At 44.7% G+C, this 17,225-nt stretch carries 29 protein-coding genes; 27 read left to right on the forward strand and 2 right to left on the reverse strand.

Annotation, left to right across the window (positions count from 1 at the left end):
- The first annotated feature begins 8 nt into the window (after positions 1–8).
- From rplV to oxyR, 27 genes are all read left to right on the forward strand, one after another.
- Complete coding sequence (rplV, locus tag HT085_RS10365; protein ID WP_002215424.1) at positions 9–338, forward strand: 50S ribosomal protein L22; 330 nt, start codon at positions 9–11, stop codon at positions 336–338.
- 9 nt (positions 339–347) lie between these two features.
- Positions 348–1,040, forward strand: coding sequence for a 30S ribosomal protein S3 (rpsC, locus tag HT085_RS10370; RefSeq protein ID WP_003690079.1), 693 nt, complete (start codon positions 348–350; stop codon positions 1,038–1,040).
- Positions 1,024–1,440, forward strand: coding sequence for a 50S ribosomal protein L16 (gene rplP, locus HT085_RS10375; RefSeq protein ID WP_002215430.1), 417 nt, complete (start codon positions 1,024–1,026; stop codon positions 1,438–1,440). The genes rpsC and rplP overlap by 17 nt, the downstream gene beginning before the upstream one ends.
- On the forward strand, positions 1,440–1,631 hold the full coding sequence (gene rpmC, locus HT085_RS10380) for a 50S ribosomal protein L29 (RefSeq protein WP_002215432.1): 192 nt from the start codon (positions 1,440–1,442) through the stop codon (positions 1,629–1,631). Before rplP ends, rpmC begins: the two co-directional genes overlap by 1 nt.
- On the forward strand, positions 1,631–1,894 hold the full coding sequence (gene rpsQ, locus HT085_RS10385; RefSeq protein ID WP_003690077.1) for a 30S ribosomal protein S17: 264 nt from the start codon (positions 1,631–1,633) through the stop codon (positions 1,892–1,894). Before rpmC ends, rpsQ begins: the two co-directional genes overlap by 1 nt.
- A 221-nt stretch (positions 1,895–2,115) precedes the next feature.
- The gene (rplN, locus tag HT085_RS10390) at positions 2,116–2,484 is read left to right on the forward strand and encodes a 50S ribosomal protein L14 (RefSeq protein ID WP_003690075.1); all 369 of its coding nucleotides are present in this window, start codon (positions 2,116–2,118) and stop codon (positions 2,482–2,484) included.
- A gap of 11 nt (positions 2,485–2,495) precedes the next feature.
- A complete protein-coding gene (gene rplX / locus HT085_RS10395) occupies positions 2,496–2,819 on the forward strand; it encodes a 50S ribosomal protein L24 (protein WP_003690072.1) in 324 nt (107 codons plus the stop codon).
- A 9-nt stretch (positions 2,820–2,828) separates the two neighbouring features.
- Positions 2,829–3,368 carry a 50S ribosomal protein L5 gene (rplE, locus tag HT085_RS10400; RefSeq protein ID WP_003690070.1) on the forward strand — a complete coding sequence of 180 codons (540 nt, stop codon included), beginning with the start codon at positions 2,829–2,831 and terminating at the stop codon, positions 3,366–3,368.
- A 2-nt stretch (positions 3,369–3,370) separates the two neighbouring features.
- Positions 3,371–3,676 (forward strand): 30S ribosomal protein S14, encoded by a 306-nt coding sequence (gene rpsN, locus HT085_RS10405; protein ID WP_002216244.1) that lies wholly within the window; start codon positions 3,371–3,373, stop codon positions 3,674–3,676.
- A 15-nt stretch (positions 3,677–3,691) separates the two neighbouring features.
- A complete protein-coding gene (gene rpsH, locus HT085_RS10410) occupies positions 3,692–4,084 on the forward strand; it encodes a 30S ribosomal protein S8 (RefSeq protein ID WP_002215438.1) in 393 nt (130 codons plus the stop codon).
- Positions 4,085–4,097: 13 nt separating this feature from the next.
- Positions 4,098–4,631 carry a 50S ribosomal protein L6 gene (rplF, locus tag HT085_RS10415; RefSeq protein WP_003690068.1) on the forward strand — a complete coding sequence of 178 codons (534 nt, stop codon included), beginning with the start codon at positions 4,098–4,100 and terminating at the stop codon, positions 4,629–4,631.
- Between the two features lie 13 nt (positions 4,632–4,644).
- Complete coding sequence (rplR, locus tag HT085_RS10420) at positions 4,645–4,998, forward strand: 50S ribosomal protein L18 (protein ID WP_002215441.1); 354 nt, start codon at positions 4,645–4,647, stop codon at positions 4,996–4,998.
- Between the two features lie 18 nt (positions 4,999–5,016).
- Positions 5,017–5,535: a 30S ribosomal protein S5 gene (gene rpsE, locus HT085_RS10425; protein ID WP_002215445.1), complete on the forward strand. Its 519-nt coding sequence runs from the start codon at positions 5,017–5,019 to the stop codon at positions 5,533–5,535.
- Complete coding sequence (gene rpmD, locus HT085_RS10430) at positions 5,528–5,713, forward strand: 50S ribosomal protein L30 (RefSeq protein WP_003690310.1); 186 nt, start codon at positions 5,528–5,530, stop codon at positions 5,711–5,713. The genes rpsE and rpmD overlap by 8 nt, the downstream gene beginning before the upstream one ends.
- Before the next feature lies 1 nt (position 5,714).
- A complete protein-coding gene (rplO, locus tag HT085_RS10435) occupies positions 5,715–6,149 on the forward strand; it encodes a 50S ribosomal protein L15 (RefSeq protein ID WP_003690064.1) in 435 nt (144 codons plus the stop codon).
- A gap of 11 nt (positions 6,150–6,160) precedes the next feature.
- Positions 6,161–7,471, forward strand: coding sequence for a preprotein translocase subunit SecY (gene secY / locus HT085_RS10440; RefSeq protein WP_003690313.1), 1,311 nt, complete (start codon positions 6,161–6,163; stop codon positions 7,469–7,471).
- Between the two features lie 4 nt (positions 7,472–7,475).
- A complete protein-coding gene (infA, locus tag HT085_RS10445; RefSeq protein ID WP_002215452.1) occupies positions 7,476–7,694 on the forward strand; it encodes a translation initiation factor IF-1 in 219 nt (72 codons plus the stop codon).
- Positions 7,695–7,714: 20 nt separating this feature from the next.
- Complete coding sequence (gene rpmJ / locus HT085_RS10450) at positions 7,715–7,828, forward strand: 50S ribosomal protein L36 (protein ID WP_003697674.1); 114 nt, start codon at positions 7,715–7,717, stop codon at positions 7,826–7,828.
- Positions 7,829–7,893: 65 nt separating this feature from the next.
- Entirely contained in the window at positions 7,894–8,256 is a 363-nt protein-coding gene (gene rpsM, locus HT085_RS10455) for a 30S ribosomal protein S13 (RefSeq protein ID WP_002215453.1), read from the forward strand.
- Positions 8,257–8,275: 19 nt separating this feature from the next.
- Positions 8,276–8,671, forward strand: coding sequence for a 30S ribosomal protein S11 (gene rpsK / locus HT085_RS10460; protein ID WP_002216249.1), 396 nt, complete (start codon positions 8,276–8,278; stop codon positions 8,669–8,671).
- A gap of 19 nt (positions 8,672–8,690) precedes the next feature.
- Positions 8,691–9,311: a 30S ribosomal protein S4 gene (gene rpsD / locus HT085_RS10465; RefSeq protein ID WP_002215455.1), complete on the forward strand. Its 621-nt coding sequence runs from the start codon at positions 8,691–8,693 to the stop codon at positions 9,309–9,311.
- A 25-nt stretch (positions 9,312–9,336) separates the two neighbouring features.
- Entirely contained in the window at positions 9,337–10,323 is a 987-nt protein-coding gene (locus HT085_RS10470) for a DNA-directed RNA polymerase subunit alpha (RefSeq protein ID WP_003690059.1), read from the forward strand.
- A gap of 23 nt (positions 10,324–10,346) precedes the next feature.
- Positions 10,347–10,715 carry a 50S ribosomal protein L17 gene (gene rplQ, locus HT085_RS10475; RefSeq protein WP_002233417.1) on the forward strand — a complete coding sequence of 123 codons (369 nt, stop codon included), beginning with the start codon at positions 10,347–10,349 and terminating at the stop codon, positions 10,713–10,715.
- Between the two features lie 146 nt (positions 10,716–10,861).
- On the forward strand, positions 10,862–11,575 hold the full coding sequence (gene minC, locus HT085_RS10480; RefSeq protein ID WP_003690056.1) for a septum site-determining protein MinC: 714 nt from the start codon (positions 10,862–10,864) through the stop codon (positions 11,573–11,575).
- 28 nt (positions 11,576–11,603) lie between these two features.
- A complete protein-coding gene (minD, locus tag HT085_RS10485) occupies positions 11,604–12,419 on the forward strand; it encodes a septum site-determining protein MinD (protein ID WP_003696194.1) in 816 nt (271 codons plus the stop codon).
- 3 nt (positions 12,420–12,422) lie between these two features.
- Complete coding sequence (minE, locus tag HT085_RS10490; protein ID WP_003690052.1) at positions 12,423–12,686, forward strand: cell division topological specificity factor MinE; 264 nt, start codon at positions 12,423–12,425, stop codon at positions 12,684–12,686.
- A gap of 3 nt (positions 12,687–12,689) precedes the next feature.
- Entirely contained in the window at positions 12,690–13,610 is a 921-nt protein-coding gene (gene oxyR / locus HT085_RS10495) for a LysR family transcriptional regulator OxyR (protein ID WP_003690049.1), read from the forward strand.
- A gap of 717 nt (positions 13,611–14,327) precedes the next feature.
- On the opposite strand, the gene porB is transcribed toward oxyR, so the two are convergent.
- Both porB and truA read right to left on the reverse strand, forming a co-directional pair.
- The gene (gene porB / locus HT085_RS10500) at positions 14,328–15,374 is read right to left on the reverse strand and encodes a trimeric porin PorB.IB (protein ID WP_172763947.1); all 1,047 of its coding nucleotides are present in this window, start codon (positions 15,372–15,374) and stop codon (positions 14,328–14,330) included.
- Positions 15,375–15,891: 517 nt separating this feature from the next.
- The gene (gene truA / locus HT085_RS10505) at positions 15,892–16,689 is read right to left on the reverse strand and encodes a tRNA pseudouridine(38-40) synthase TruA (RefSeq protein ID WP_003690045.1); all 798 of its coding nucleotides are present in this window, start codon (positions 16,687–16,689) and stop codon (positions 15,892–15,894) included.
- Positions 16,690–17,225 lie beyond the last annotated feature (536 nt).

A 17,225-nucleotide genomic window follows, 5' to 3' on the forward strand; every position in this document is an offset into this window, starting at 1 on the left:
GGTGAATCATGAGAGTAAATGCACAACATAAAAATGCCCGTATCTCTGCTCAAAAGGCTCGTTTGGTAGCTGATTTGATTCGTGGTAAAGACGTTGCCCAAGCTTTGAATATTTTGGCTTTCAGCCCTAAAAAAGGTGCCGAGCTGATCAAAAAAGTATTGGAGTCAGCTATTGCTAATGCTGAGCATAATAACGGTGCGGACATTGATGAACTGAAAGTGGTAACTATCTTTGTTGACAAAGGTCCAAGCTTGAAACGTTTTCAAGCTCGCGCCAAAGGTCGCGGTAACCGCATCGAAAAACAAACTTGTCATATCAATGTGACAGTGGGTAACTAAGGAAAAGCTATGGGACAAAAGATTAACCCTACAGGCTTTCGCCTGGCGGTAACTAAAGACTGGGCTTCAAAATGGTTTGCTAAAAGTACCGACTTTTCTACTGTTTTGAAGCAGGATATCGATGTTCGCAATTATTTGCGTCAAAAATTGGCCAATGCTTCGGTTGGTCGAGTAATTATTGAACGCCCTGCAAAATCTGCACGCATTACCATTCACTCCGCTCGTCCGGGTGTGGTTATCGGTAAAAAAGGTGAGGATATCGAAGTTTTGAAACGTGACTTGCAAGTCTTGATGGGTGTACCTATTCATGTAAATATTGAAGAGATTCGCCGTCCTGAGTTGGATGCTCAAATTATTGCTGATGGTATCGCCCAGCAGTTGGAAAAACGCGTTCAATTCCGTCGTGCTATGAAACGAGCAATGCAAAATGCAATGCGTTCTGGTGCTAAAGGCATTAAGATTATGACTTCAGGCCGTCTGAATGGTGCGGATATTGCCCGTAGCGAATGGTATCGTGAAGGTCGCGTGCCACTGCATACTTTACGTGCAAATGTAGATTATGCAACCAGCGAAGCGCACACCACATATGGTGTATTGGGTCTGAAAGTTTGGGTTTATACGGAAGGCAATATTAAATCTTCCAAACCTGAACATGAGAGTAAACAAAGAAAGGCAGGTAGACGTAATGCTGCAGCCAACTAGACTGAAATACCGTAAGCAACAAAAGGGTCGCAATACCGGCATCGCTACTCGCGGTAATAAGGTAAGTTTCGGTGAGTTCGGCTTGAAAGCCGTAGGTCGTGGTCGTTTGACTGCCCGTCAAATCGAAGCTGCTCGTCGTGCAATGACCCGTCACATCAAACGTGGTGGTCGTATTTGGATTCGTGTATTCCCTGACAAACCGATTACTGAAAAGCCTATTCAAGTTCGTATGGGTGGCGGTAAAGGTAACGTGGAATATTACATTGCCGAAATTAAACCAGGTAAAGTGTTGTATGAAATGGATGGCGTTCCAGAGGAACTGGCTCGTGAAGCATTCGAGTTGGCTGCTGCCAAATTGCCTATTCCTACAACCTTTGTAGTAAGACAGGTGGGTCAATAATGAAAGCAAATGAATTGAAAGACAAATCCGTTGAGCAGTTGAATGCAGATTTGTTGGACTTGTTGAAAGCTCAGTTTGGCTTACGTATGCAAAACGCTACCGGTCAATTAGGCAAACCAAGTGAATTGAAACGTGTACGTCGCGATATTGCTCGTATTAAAACCGTTTTAACTGAAAAAGGTGCTAAGTAATGAGCGAAACTAAAAATGTTCGTACTTTGCAAGGCAAAGTAGTAAGCGACAAAATGGATAAAACCGTAACAGTATTGGTTGAGCGTAAAGTAAAACATTCGCTGTATGGTAAGATTATTCGATTATCTACTAAAATCCATGCCCATGATGAAAATAATCAATATGGAATTGGTGATGTGGTTGTTATATCGGAATCCCGTCCATTGTCAAAAACTAAATCTTGGGTTGTCAGTGAGCTGGTTGAGAAAGCACGTTCTATTTAAGAATTAAAGCAACGTGCTTGGAATGGGAAACGAAGTATTGCAGCAAATTTAATTTGCGTGTAAACTTCGTTTCCTGTCTTTCAGTTTCTTCTGGAAGTTTCTTCCCTTTCGGGATCCAAGACTGGTTTACTTGAACCGCAAGGTTTCATTTAATAAGCAGCGGCTTTGCTGTAAGTTATCTGAAAGTGGTAAATTAAGTTGGTTAATTTAAAGGTAATAATATGATTCAAATGCAGACCATCTTAGATGTGGCTGATAACTCTGGTGCGCGTCGCGTAATGTGTATCAAGGTATTGGGCGGATCTAAGCGTCGCTACGCTTCTGTTGGCGATATTATTAAAGTGGCAGTTAAAGATGCGGTTCCGCGTGGCCGTGTCAAAAAAGGCGATGTATATAATGCGGTAGTTGTTCGTACTGCTAAGGGTGTGCGTCGTCCTGATGGTGCGTTAATTAAATTCGATAACAATGCCGCCGTGTTGCTGAATAATAAACTTGAACCTTTGGGTACTCGTATCTTTGGTCCGGTAACCCGTGAATTGCGTACTGAGCGATTTATGAAAATCGTTTCATTGGCACCTGAAGTATTATAAGGAATAGCACGATGAATAAAATCATTAAAGGCGATAGGGTTGTAGTAATTGCTGGTAAGGATAAAGGTAAGCAGGGTCAAGTAGTTCGAGTGTTGGGTGGTAAAGTTGTTGTTGAGGGCGTTAATGTTGTAAAACGCCATCAAAAACCTAATCCAATGCGTGGCATTAAGGGCGGTATTATTACTAAAGAAATGCCTTTGGATATTTCTAATATCGCAATCCTGAATCCGGAAACTAATAAAGCGGACCGTGTTGGTATTAAGCTGATTGAAAATGAAGGCAAAGTTAAACGCGTTCGTTTCTTCAAATCAAATGGCTCTATCATTGGAGCATAAGGAGATAACATGGCTCGGTTGAGAGAGTTTTATAAAGAGACAGTTGTTCCTGAATTGGTTAAACAATTTGGTTACAAATCAGTAATGGAAGTCCCGCGTATTGAAAAAATCACCTTGAATATGGGTGTGGGTGAGGCTGTTGCTGACAAAAAAGTTATGGAACATGCTGTTTCCGATTTAGAGAGAATTGCCGGTCAAAGACCGGTTGTTACTGTTGCCCGTAAATCTATCGCAGGTTTTAAAATCCGTGATAACTATCCGGTTGGTTGCAAAGTAACATTGCGTCGTGATCAAATGTTTGAATTCTTGGATCGTTTGATTACTATTGCATTACCTCGCGTACGTGACTTCCGTGGTGTGAGCGGTAAATCATTTGATGGCCGTGGCAATTACAATATGGGTGTTCGTGAGCAAATTATTTTCCCGGAAATTGAATACGATAAAATTGATGCTTTGCGTGGTTTGAATATTACTATTACTACTACAGCAAAAACCGATGAGGAAGCGAAAGCTTTATTGTCATTGTTTAAATTTCCGTTCAAAGGATAATCATGGCTAAGAAAGCACTTATTAATCGTGATCTGAAACGTCAAGCTTTGGCTAAAAAATATGCGGCTAAACGCGCGGCAATTAAAGCGGTAATCAATGATTCGAATGCAACTGAGGAAGAGCGTTTTGAGGCTCGTTTGAGGTTTCAATCCATTCCTCGTAATGCGGCACCTGTGCGTCAACGTCGTCGTTGTGCTTTGACAGGTCGCCCTCGTGGTACTTTCCGTAAATTTGGTTTGGGTCGTATTAAAATCCGTGAAATCGCCATGCGTGGCGAAATTCCGGGTGTTGTTAAAGCCAGCTGGTAATAGGAGTAATTAAGAATGAGTATGCATGATCCTATTTCCGATATGTTGACTCGTATCCGCAATGCGCAACGTGCTAATAAAGCAGCAGTTGCAATGCCTTCTTCAAAATTAAAGTGTGCTATTGCAAAGGTATTGAAAGAAGAAGGATATATTGAGGACTTCGCAGTTTCATCTGACGTAAAGTCTATATTGGAAATTCAATTAAAATACTATGCAGGTCGTCCTGTAATTGAACAAATCAAGCGTGTATCTCGCCCCGGTTTGCGTATTTATAAAGCGTCTAGTGAGATTCCAAGTGTTATGAATGGCTTGGGTATTGCTATCGTTAGTACTTCTAAAGGTGTAATGACTGATCGTAAAGCACGTTCTCAAGGTGTTGGTGGTGAGTTGTTATGCATTGTAGCCTAGTGGAGGAAAAGAAATGTCACGTGTCGCAAAAAACCCAGTGACGGTTCCCGCTGGTGTAGAAGTAAAATTTGGAACAGAGGCATTGGTTATTAAGGGTAAGAACGGTGAATTGTCTTTTCCTTTGCATTCTGATGTAGCCATTGAATTTAATGATGGCAAATTGACTTTTGTTGCGAATAATAGCAGTAAACAAGCAAATGCAATGTCTGGTACTGCTCGCGCATTAGTCAGCAATATGGTTAAAGGTGTTTCAGAAGGTTTTGAGAAGAAATTACAATTGATAGGCGTGGGTTATCGTGCTCAAGCACAAGGTAAAATCTTGAATCTGTCTTTGGGTTTTTCTCATCCGATCGTATATGAAATGCCTGAAGGTGTCTCCGTTCAAACTCCTAGCCAAACAGAGATTGTTTTAACTGGCTCGGATAAACAAGTTGTTGGTCAAGTTGCTTCTGAGATTCGTGCGTTCCGTGCTCCTGAGCCTTATAAAGGTAAAGGTGTTCGCTATGTAGGCGAAGTAGTGGTAATGAAAGAAGCCAAGAAAAAATAATTGAGGTTCACTAATGGATAAACATACAACCCGACTCCGTCGTGCACGCAAAACCCGTGCTCGTATTGCGGACTTGAAAATGGTAAGATTATGTGTGTTCCGAAGCAATAATCATATTTATGCTCAAGTAATTAGTGCTGAAGGTGATAAAGTATTGGCTCAAGCCTCTACATTGGAAGCTGAGGTGCGCGGTAGTCTGAAATCTGGAAGCAATGTTGAAGCAGCTGCAATAGTTGGTAAACGTATTGCTGAGAAGGCTAAAGCAGCAGGTGTAGAAAAGGTTGCTTTTGATCGTTCAGGTTTCCAATATCACGGTCGTGTGAAGGCTTTGGCTGAAGCTGCTCGTGAAAATGGTTTAAGCTTCTAAATATTTGGAGACTTTCAGATGGCAAAACATGAAATTGAAGAACGCGGTGACGGTCTGATTGAAAAGATGGTCGCAGTTAACCGTGTAACCAAAGTAGTTAAAGGTGGTCGCATTATGGCTTTCTCTGCGCTAACTGTTGTTGGTGATGGAGATGGTCGTATTGGTATGGGTAAAGGTAAGTCAAAAGAAGTGCCTGTTGCAGTCCAAAAGGCGATGGATCAAGCACGACGCTCTATGATTAAGGTACCATTAAAAAATGGTACGATCCATCATGAGGTTATTGGTCGACATGGTGCTACTAAAGTATTTATGCAGCCTGCTAAAGAGGGTAGTGGCGTAAAAGCCGGTGGACCTATGCGTTTGGTTTTTGATGCTATGGGCATTCATAATATTTCCGCCAAAGTGCACGGATCTACTAACCCATATAATATCGTACGTGCAACATTAGATGGTTTGTCTAAGTTGCATACTCCTGCTGATATCGCAGCCAAACGTGGCTTGACAGTGGAAGACATTTTGGGAGTTAACCATGGCTGAACAAAAAAAGATTAGGGTTACATTGGTTAAAAGCCTGATTGGTACAATTGAATCTCATCGTGCATGTGCACGCGGTTTAGGTTTGCGTCGTCGCGAGCATACGGTAGAGGTTTTAGATACCTCTGAAAACCGTGGTATGATTAATAAAATCAGCTACTTGTTGAAAGTGGAGTCTTGATATGTTTTTGAATACAATTCAACCTGCTGTTGGTGCTACGCATGCTGGTCGTCGTGTTGGACGCGGTATTGGTAGTGGTCTTGGCAAAACGGGTGGTCGTGGTCATAAAGGTCAAAAGAGCCGGTCTGGTGGGTTTCATAAGGTGGGTTTCGAGGGTGGTCAAATGCCCTTGCAACGACGCCTCCCTAAAAGAGGTTTTAAATCTTTAACAGTATCAGCTAATGCACAGCTTCGTTTAAGTGAACTGGAATCAATTGCTGTTAATGAGATTGATATTTTAGTCTTAAAGCAAGCAGGTCTGATTGCATCTACAGTCTCTAATGTTAAAGTTATTGCTTCTGGTGAAATTTCTAAGGCAGTTGCTTTGAAGGGTATTAAAGTTACCAAAGGTGCGAGAGCTGCTATCGAGGATGTTGGTGGTAAGATTGAAATGTAAGGTTTAATATTGTGGCTAATCAACAAACGTCATCAGGTTCATCCAAGTTTGGAGATCTTAAGAAACGTCTTTTGTTTCTATTTGGAGCATTGATTGTTTTTCGAATTGGTGCCCATATACCCGTACCTGGGGTTGATGCTGTTGCTTTAGCTAAATTATACGAAAGCGCTGGAAACGGCATCCTGGGAATATTGAATATGTTTTCCGGTGGGTCGTTAGAGCGCTTTAGTATATTTGCAATAGGAATTATGCCATATATTTCAGCTTCTATTATTGTACAGCTCGCTTCTGAAATTTTGCCATCATTGAAGGCTTTAAAAAAAGAAGGGGAGGCTGGTAGAAAGGTAATTACGAAATATACTAGGTATGGTACTGTTTTGTTAGCAATTCTTCAAAGTCTAGGTGTTGCATCTTTCGTATTTCAGCAAGGAATTGTTGTAACAAGTTCATTTGAGTTTCATGTTTCCACGGTAGTTTCTTTGGTAACGGGAACCATGTTTCTTATGTGGCTTGGGGAGCAAATTACTGAAAGGGGTATCGGGAACGGTATTTCTTTAATCATTACGGCAGGTATTGCTTCAGGTATTCCTTCGGGTATTGCAAAGCTGGTTACACTGACGAACCAAGGTTCTATGAGCATGCTTACGGCGTTGCTTATTGTATTTGGTGCCTTATTATTAATTTATTTGGTTGTATACTTTGAAAGTGCACAGCGGAAGATTCCTATTCATTATGCAAAACGCCAGTTTAATGGTAGGGCGGGTAGTCAAAATACGCATATGCCTTTCAAGTTGAATATGGCTGGTGTTATTCCCCCAATTTTTGCTTCCAGTATTATTCTATTTCCATCTACTCTTTTAGGTTGGTTTGGTTCGGCTGATACAAATAGTGTTTTGCACAAAATAGCTGGATTGTTACAACACGGTCAATTGCTGTATATGGCTTTATTTGCAGCGACAGTTATTTTCTTTTGTTATTTTTATACGGCTTTGGTTTTTAGTCCTAAAGAAATGGCAGAGAATTTAAAAAAGAGTGGTGCTTTTGTTCCTGGGATTAGACCTGGTGAGCAGACCTCTAGGTATTTAGAAAAAGTTGTATTACGTTTGACATTGTTTGGAGCTCTTTATATTACAACTATTTGTTTAATTCCAGAGTTCTTAACTACGGTTTTAAATGTACCTTTTTATTTGGGTGGCACGTCTTTGTTGATTCTAGTTGTTGTAACGATGGATTTTAGTACACAAATAAATTCGTATAGGCTTACTCAACAGTATGATAAGTTAATGACTCGTTCAGAAATGAAATCATTTTCTCGGAAATAGAATTATGGCGAAAGAAGATACTATCCAAATGCAAGGTGAAATTCTTGAAACTTTACCTAACGCAACATTTAAAGTAAAACTTGAGAATGACCATATTGTATTGGGTCATATTTCTGGGAAGATGCGGATGCATTACATTCGTATTTCTCCGGGAGATAAGGTCACAGTAGAGCTGACACCTTATGATTTAACTAGGGCTCGAATCGTTTTCAGAGCAAGATAAACCAATAAAAGGAAAATAAAATGCGTGTACAACCATCTGTTAAGAAAATTTGCCGAAATTGCAAGATTATTCGTCGAAATCGTGTAGTTCGTGTGATTTGTACTGATCCCCGTCACAAACAGCGTCAAGGTTAATGGAATATTTCTTTTAATGTGATTCTGTGATATAGTGACAAAATTTGCTCTAAAAAGGAAAAAACATGGCTCGTATTGCAGGGGTAAATATCCCTAATAACGCACACATCGTAATTGGTCTTCAGGCTATTTACGGTATTGGTGCTACTCGTGCTAAATTGATTTGTGAGGCTGCAAATATTGCGCCTGATACTAAAGCAAAAGATTTGGACGAGACTCAATTAGATGCTTTGCGTGATCAAGTTGCCAAGTATGAAGTAGAAGGTGATTTGCGTCGTGAAGTAACTATGAGTATCAAACGATTGATGGACATGGGCTGCTATCGTGGCTTCCGTCATCGTCGCGGCTTACCATGCCGCGGTCAACGCACTCGTACAAATGCGCGTACTCGCAAAGGTCCGCGTAAAGCGATTGCTGGTAAGAAATAAATTTTAAGGAATTTTATTAATGGCTAAAGCAAACACAGCTTCACGTGTACGTAAAAAAGTACGTAAAACCGTGAGTGAGGGTATTGTGCACGTTCATGCATCTTTCAACAATACCATCATTACAATCACTGACCGTCAAGGCAATGCGTTGTCTTGGGCTACCTCTGGCGGCGCTGGTTTTAAAGGTTCTCGTAAAAGTACACCATTTGCAGCACAAGTTGCAGCAGAAGCAGCTGGTAAAGTTGCCCAAGAGTATGGCGTTAAAAATTTAGAGGTTCGTATTAAAGGTCCAGGTCCAGGTCGCGAATCCTCTGTACGTGCTTTGAATGCTCTTGGTTTCAAGATTACCAGCATTACTGACGTTACCCCGTTGCCTCATAACGGTTGCCGTCCGCCTAAAAAACGTCGTATTTAATATTGGAGTGATTTGAAACATGGCACGTTATATTGGCCCTAAATGTAAGTTGGCACGTCGCGAAGGTACGGATTTGTTTTTGAAGAGTGCGCGCCGCTCTTTGGATTCTAAATGTAAAATTGATTCCGCTCCCGGTCAGCATGGTGCAAAAAAACCGCGTTTGTCAGACTATGGTTTGCAGTTGCGTGAAAAACAAAAAATCCGCCGTATTTATGGCGTATTAGAACGTCAGTTCCGTCGTTATTTCGCAGAAGCTGATCGCCGTAAAGGTTCTACTGGCGAGTTGCTGTTGCAGTTGCTGGAATCTCGTTTGGATAATGTCGTTTATCGTATGGGTTTCGGTTCTACCCGAGCTGAAGCAAGACAGCTTGTTTCTCATAAGGCTATAGTTGTAAATGGACAAGTTGTCAATATTCCTTCTTTCCAAGTGAAAGCTGGTGATGTTGTCTCAGTTCGTGAAAAAGCCAAAAAACAGGTACGTATTCAAGAAGCATTGGGTTTGGCAACTCAAATCGGCTTGCCGGGTTGGGTTTCTGTAGATGCAGATAAACTTGAGGGTGTGTTCAAAAACATGCCGGATCGCTCTGAATTGACCGGTGATATTAATGAACAGCTGGTGGTAGAGTTCTACTCTAAATAATGCTAGCTCAGTGAGGGACAGTTAAATGCAGAATAGCACAACCGAATTTTTGAAACCTCGTCAAATTGATGTAAATACTTTTTCTGCAACTCGTGCAAAAGTATCTATGCAGCCATTTGAACGTGGTTTCGGTCATACCTTAGGTAATGCTTTGCGCCGTATCTTACTGTCATCCATGAATGGTTTTGCTCCTACTGAAGTAGCTATTGCCGGTGTATTGCACGAATATTCTACTGTTGGTGGTGTTCAGGAAGATGTTGTTGACATTTTGCTGAATATTAAAGGTATTGTGTTTAAACTCCATGGTCGTAGCCAAGTTCAACTTGTGTTGAAGAAATCAGGTTCAGGTGTCGTATCTGCCGGTGATATTGAGTTGCCGCATGATGTAGAAATTCTGAATCCTGGTCATGTCATTTGTCATTTGGCTGATAACGGTCAAATTGAAATGGAAATTAAAGTAGAGCAAGGTCGTGGTTATCAATCTGTTTCAGGTCGTCAGGTAGTTCGTGATGAGAACCGTCAGATTGGTGCAATCCAGTTGGATGCGAGCTTTTCGCCCATCAGCCGTGTTAGCTTTGAGGTTGAACCTGCACGTGTAGAGCAGCGGACGGATCTTGATAAGTTGGTTTTGGATATCGAAACCGACGGTTCTATTGATCCTGAGGAAGCTGTACGCAGTGCGGCACGTATTTTGATTGATCAGATGTCTATTTTTGCTGATTTGCAGGGTACTCCTGTGGAGGAGGTTGAAGAAAAATCACCTCCTATCGACCCTGTTCTTTTGCATCCGGTGGATGATCTGGAATTGACAGTACGTTCAGCTAATTGTTTGAAAGCTGAGGATATTTATTATATTGGCGATTTGATTCAACGCACTGAAACCGAGCTTCTTAAAACGCCGAATTTGGGACGTAAATCTTTGAATGAGATTAAGGAAGTATTGGCATCTAAAGGTTTGACACTGGGTTCTAAGTTGGAAGCATGGCCACCTGTAGGCTTGGAAAAGCCTTAATGAAGAATTAAAGGATAATTGATATGCGTCATCGTAATGGCAATCGCAAATTAAACCGTACCAGCAGTCATCGTGCTGCAATGCTGCGTAATATGGCGAATTCATTATTGACTCACGAAACTATTGTAACAACTCTGCCTAAGGCCAAGGAATTGCGCCGTGTAGTAGAGCCGTTGATTACATTGGGTAAAAAGCCGTCATTGGCAAGCCGCCGTTTGGCATTTGACCGTACTCGCGACCGTGATGTTGTAGTAAAACTGTTTGGCGATTTGGGTCCTCGTTTTACTGCTCGTAACGGTGGTTATGTTCGAGTGTTGAAATACGGATTCCGTAAAGGTGATAATGCACCTCTGGCACTGGTTGAATTGGTTGACAAACCGGCTGCTGAGTAATTTTAGTCATATAACGCCATCTGCCGAAAAGCAGGTGGCGTTATTTTTGCAATATCTGATAGATAATATGGTATTGGCTATCATGTTTAAAATATTAATTGAATAGCTAAGGTTTGCGCGGTAAACTTACATCATTAAAAAATTCTATGATGGTTTATATAATGAATGCCTTCGATATAAAGTCGACAAAGATGGACGTATTGTCTATATCTTTGCATACATCAGACTTGTTTGATTTGGAAGATGTGCTGGTCAAATTGGGCAAGAAGTTTCAAGAGTCTGGTGTTGTTCCATTTGTTCTGGATGTTCAAGAATTTGATTATCCCGAGTCTTTGGATCTTGCTGCATTGGTTTCGTTGTTTTCAAGGCATGGTATGCAAATTTTGGGTCTGAAGCATTCTAATGAACGTTGGGCTGCTGTGGCTATGAAGTATCATTTGCTGTTTTGTCTGTCTCATTCGGAAAATGTTAAAGAACTGGGTCAGGTTGAGGTGCAGAAAACGGAGGATGGTCAGAAAGCAAGGAAAACAGTATTGATTACATCCCCTGTCCGTACCGGTCAGCAGGTTTATGCCGAAGATGGCGATTTGATTGTTACGGGGGCGGTCAACCAGGGGGCGGAATTGATTGCAGATGGCAATATGCATATTTATGCGCCGATGAGAGGGCGTGCTTTGGCCGGCGCCAAAGGTGATACTTCTGCCCGCATATTTATCCACTCCATGCAGGCGGAGTTGGTTTCTGTCGCGGGGATTTACCGTAATTTTGAACAGGATTTGCCGGACCATCTGCACAAGCAGCCGGTACAGATATTGTTGCAGGATAACCGATTGGTTATCAGTGCAATTGGCTCAGAGTAATTGTTTGATATTTTAAAAAGGAAATATTGTGGCAAAAATTATTGTAGTAACTTCAGGCAAGGGCGGTGTCGGTAAAACGACTACCAGTGCAAGTATTGCAACAGGTTTGGCATTACGCGGATATAAAACTGCGGTAATTGATTTTGATGTGGGTTTGCGCAACCTCGACCTCATTATGGGTTGCGAGCGTCGTGTCGTTTATGACCTGATCAATGTCATTCAGGGTGAGGCGACGCTCAACCAGGCTTTGATTAAAGATAAAAATTGTGAAAACCTGTTTATTTTGCCGGCTTCCCAGACTCGGGATAAAGACGCTTTGACACGCGAGGGCGTAGAAAAAGTGATGCAGGAGCTGTCCGGCAAGAAAATGGGCTTTGAGTATATTATTTGCGACTCTCCTGCTGGTATTGAGCAGGGTGCATTGATGGCGTTGTATTTTGCTGATGAAGCCATTGTAACGACCAATCCTGAGGTTTCCAGTGTGCGTGACTCCGACAGGATTTTGGGCATTTTGCAAAGCAAATCCCGTAAGGCGGAGCAAGGCGGTTCGGTTAAAGAACATCTGTTAATTACGCGTTATTCTCCCGAACGTGTGGCAAAAGGCGAAATGCTGTCTGTACAGGATATTTGCGATATTCTGCGTATTCCTTTGCTGGGTGTGATTCCCGAATCCCAAAACGTCTTGCAGGCATCCAATTCCGGAGAACCGGTCATCCATCAGGACAGCGTAGCGGCTTCCGAGGCATATAAGGACGTTATTGCCCGTCTTTTGGGCGAGAACCGTAAAATGCGTTTCTTGGAAGCTGAGAAAAAAAGCTTCTTCAAACGTCTGTTCGGAGGATAAGGTATGTCATTGATCGAACTTTTATTCGGTAGAAAGCAGAAAACGGCAACCGTTGCCCGCGACCGCCTTCAAATCATCATTGCCCAAGAGCGCGCCCAAGAAGGTCAGACTCCGGATTACCTGCCGACTTTACGTAAAGAGTTGATGGAAGTCCTGTCCAAATATGTGAATGTTTCATTAGACAATATCCGTATTTCCCAAGAAAAGCAGGATGGTATGGATGTGCTTGAGTTGAACATTACTTTGCCGGAACAGAAAAAGGTATAGGACATGACCTTAACCGAATTGCGGTACATCGTCGCAGTCGCCCAAGAACGTCATTTCGGCCGGGCGGCGCGGCGTTGTTTTGTCAGCCAGCCCACTTTGTCTATTGCCATTAAGAAATTGGAAGAAGAGCTTGCCGTCTCTTTGTTTGACCGGAGCAGCAACGATATTATTACGACCGAGGCGGGGGAACGTATCGTTGCACAGGCGCGTAAGGTATTGAAAGAGGCGGAGCTTATCAGGCATTTGGCAAATGAAGAACAAAACGAGCTGGAGGGTGCGTTCAAACTCGGGCTGATTTTTACGGTTGCGCCATACCTGCTGCCGAAACTGATTGTCTCTTTGCGCCGTACTGCACCGAAAATGCCTTTGATGTTGGAAGAGAATTACACGCATACTTTGACCGAGTCGCTCAAACGCGGGGACGTTGACGCGATTATCGTTGCCGAACCGTTTCAAGAGCCGGGCATTGTTACCGAACCCTTGTATGACGAACCGTTTTTCGTGATTGTCCCGAAAGGGCATTCATTTGAGGAACTGGATGCCGTTTCGCCCCGGATGCTGGGTGAGGAGCAGGTTTTGCTGCTGACGGAAGGCAACTGTATGCGGGATCAGGTACTCTCAAGCTGTTCCGAATTGGCGGCGAAACAGCGCATACAGGGGCTGACCAATACATTGCAGGGCAGCTCGATCAATACAATCCGCCATATGGTCGCCAGCGGTTTGGCAATCAGCGTGTTGCCGGCAACCGCGCTGACCGAGAACGATCATATGCTGTTCAGCATTATTCCGTTTGAAGGTACGCCGCCAAGCCGGCGGGTCGTATTGGCGTATCGCCGTAATTTTGTCCGTCCGAAGGCGTTGTCGGCGATGAAGGCGGCGATTATGCAGTCGCAGCTTCACGGGGTAAGTTTTATCCACGACTAGGCGCAGAAAATGCCGTCTGAAACGGGTTTCAGACGGCATTTGTTATCTTTGCCGTCAATCAGGCAAACCTATCCGACCTACAGTTGCTTCGAATCGTCATTCCCGCGCAGGCGGGAATCTAGGTCTGTCGGTGCGGAAACTTATCGGATAAAACGCTTGCTCCAATCTCGCGTTCCAGATTCCCACTTTCGTGGGAATGACGGGATCAGGTTTCCGTATGGATAGATTCGTCATTCCCGCGCAGGCGGGAATCTAGGTCTGTCGGTGCGGAAACTTATCGGATAAAACGCTTGCTCCAATCTCGCGTTCCAGATTCCCACTTTCGTGGGAATGACGGCATATTTTGACATTGAATAAAAAAGACTAAAAACAGAAAACAGAAAACAGAAAACAGAAAACGGAAAACGGAAAACGGAAAACGGAAAACGGAAAACGGAAAACGGAAAACGGAAAACGGAAAACGGAAAACGGAAAACGGAAAACGGAAAACGGAAAACGGAAAACGGAAAACGGAAAACGGAAAACAGAAAACAGAAAACAGAAAACAGAAAACAGAAAACAGAAAACAGAAAACAGAAAACAGAAAACAGAAAACAGAAAACAGAAAACAGAAAACAGAAAACAGAAAACAGAAAACAGAAAACAGAAAACAGAAAACAGAAAACAGAAAAAAGCCTGTCTGGCGACAGGCTTTTTGTTGATACCAATCTTTGCAGATTAGAATTTGTGGCGCAGAACGACGGCGCTGGCAGTCGATACGATTTTGTTTGCGCCTTTGCCTTCTTGCAACCAGCCGGCAGAAACCAAGGCAGAAGTGCGTTTGGAGAAGTCGTATTCCGCACCGACAACCACTTGGTCATAAGTATTGTCGTGGTCTGCACTATCAACAGTGCCTTTGAAGCCGTGGGCGTAAGAAACGCGGGGCGTTACATTGCCGAAACGGTATGCCGCGGTAGCGGCAACTTCGGTTTGAGAGTTGTGCGAATTATCACGCACTAATTGATTTTGATACAATTTGGCATCTTGTTGTTGTGCGGCTACGGAGACGTACAGGGCATTATTGTCGTAACCGCCGACCAAACGGTGAACTTGCAGTTTTTCAACAAACAGACTGGGGATATTATACTGATAGCCTTCGATTTTTTTAGTGCCTTCGCCGTATCTTTGGAACAAGCCGGCGTATTGTGCGAAGAAGCCGTTGTTTCGGTAGTTCAAGCCAACGTGGTAAGATTCGCCGTTTGAGCCTGAATTGTCTTTAGGTGCGTATTGTACGCTGCCGCTGAAGCCGGCAAATTCGGGAGAATCGTAGCGTGCGGACAGGTAGCGGTGTTCCCGTTTGGCCATTCCGCTGATTTCCAGCACATTGCCGGTAAATTTGCCGGATTCCCAAGCATTGACGTTGTTCTTGGTGTTTTTCAGGGGGCTGTTCAGGCTACCGGCGCGGATGGTGCCGAAGCCGCCCTTCAAGCCGATGAAGGATTGTTTGTTGCCCCAGCCGCTGTTAGTGCCGGCGACGGAGGCGCCTTGTTCCAACTGCCAAATGGCTTTCAGGCCGTTGCCGAGGTCTTCTTGGCCTTTGAAGCCGATTTTTGAACCGAAGTCGGAGATTTCGCTGCCGGTTTCCACGCCAACTACTTTGCCTTCCCGATGTTCTACAGAACGGTAAGTTTGTACGCCGGCTTTGATGGCGCCGTACAGGGTGACATCGGCCGTTGCCGCAACAGGAAGGGCTGCCAAAGTCAGGGCAATCAGGGATTTTTTCATTGCTGTATTCCTTTTTTGGTTAAGAAATTTAAGCAGGCCGGGTTTTCCAAGCCGCTTAGCTTTGCATTTACCGCCGAGGGGCTCGGCGGTTACATGTCTGAAACTATAGATGTTCCTGTCTGAAAAAACAAACTTCTGCCTGTTTTTGTGTGGAATCCGATGTGCATTTTGAAGGGCGGATAGAGATATTACGGGTATTTTTTGTTTTATAACATATGGTTATTTAAAATTTTTAAGATTTGCATTTTTACAACACTTACTCGGGAGGGTATTGGAGGGCATTGCAAACCGGGGGTTATAGCGGATTAACAAAAACCGGTACGGCGTTGCCCCCGCCCCGGCCCAAAGGGAACGGTTCCCTAAGGCGTCCAAGCACCGGGCGAACCGGTTCCGTACTATTTGTACCGTCTGCGGCCCGCCGCCTTGTCCTGATTTTTGTTAATCCGCTATAGTGTCAACATTGAAAAAGATTGCCTGACAGTTTGTCCGATTTCAAAATCTCCGCGACAAGAATGTTTTAAAGCCATTCGGGGATTTGGGGGCGGACGATGCCGTATGCCCCGGGATAGTCGACGCCGGTCAGGTAAAGCCCGTCGGGCATGAAGGTCGGTGGGGCTTTGAGGCGGCTGCGTTCTTGAATCAGTGCGGCGAAGCCTTCGACGCTGAGCCTGCCGCTGCCGACATAAACGAGCGCGCCCATGATGTTGCGTACCATATGGTGCAAAAAGGCGTTGCCGTGCAAATCGAGGCGGATCAGTCCTGCGCTTTGGGTAAGGTCGGTGCGGTAGATGGTTTTGACGGGGGATTTTGCCTGGCACCCGGCGGCGCGGAAGCTGGAGAAGTCTTGTTCGCCGATCAATAAGGCGGCAGCCCGGCGCATCGGTTCGATGTCGAGTTTGAGGTGTGTCCAGCCTGCCCTGTTTTTGAGCAGGGGGGAACGGACGGGGGCGGATTCGAGCAGGTAGCGGTAGTGCCGTCCGTATGCGTCGAAGCGGGCGTGAAATCCGGGTGCGACCTGTCGGGCGTGCAAAACGGCAATGCCTTCGGGCAGGTGGGCATTTACGCCGCGCACCCATGCCTGTTGGGGACGGGCGGCAGTTATGTCAAAGTGGACGACTTGGGCGGCAGCGTGCACGCCGGTGTCGGTCCTGCCGGCAACTGTGGTGGCGACAGATTCTCCTGCGATTCGGGCGAGTGCGGTTTCCAATGCCGCCTGAACGGTCGGTACGCCGCCCGCCTGTTTCTGCCAGCCGTAAAAGCGGCTGCCGTCGTAGGATAGGGTTATTGCCCAGCGTTGTTTTTGTGCGGTATCCATCGGGTTTGGGATTCGGATAAATGTTCAGACTGCATTGTATCGCAGATTTTGCAGGGAAACGGCAAACGCCCGGGGCGCGCGGCGTTGTTTGGGGAGTTGTTCGGGGGGTTGGATGCAGTTGCTACGAATCGCTATCCTGTGAATTCACCCTGTCAGGAGTGCCCGAACCGTCATTCCCGCGCAGGCGGGAATCTAGGTCTGTCAGTGCGGAAACTTATCGGGTAAAACGGTTTCTTGAGATTTTTCGTTCCGGATTCCCACTTTTGTGGGAATGACGGGATGCAGGTTCCCGTGCCGACGGGTCTGGATTCCCGCTTATGCGGGAATGACGGCGGCGGGAATCGGTGTATTCGGCGGAGTTGGTGGATTTGGCGGGCTGAAGCCCGCCCTTGTATATCGGAACTTCCGTATCATAGCGACAAACCGCCCGGCCGCCACCCGCGCCCGCCCAAGGCAGACAACCGTTGCGCGGCTCAGGGAGCGGCAGGGCAACCCATCGGCACAACCGGACAGTTGCCGGACAACACAACCGAATG

The organism is Neisseria gonorrhoeae, assembly GCF_013030075.1.
GTDB classification, from domain to species: Bacteria; Pseudomonadota; Gammaproteobacteria; order Burkholderiales; family Neisseriaceae; genus Neisseria; species Neisseria gonorrhoeae.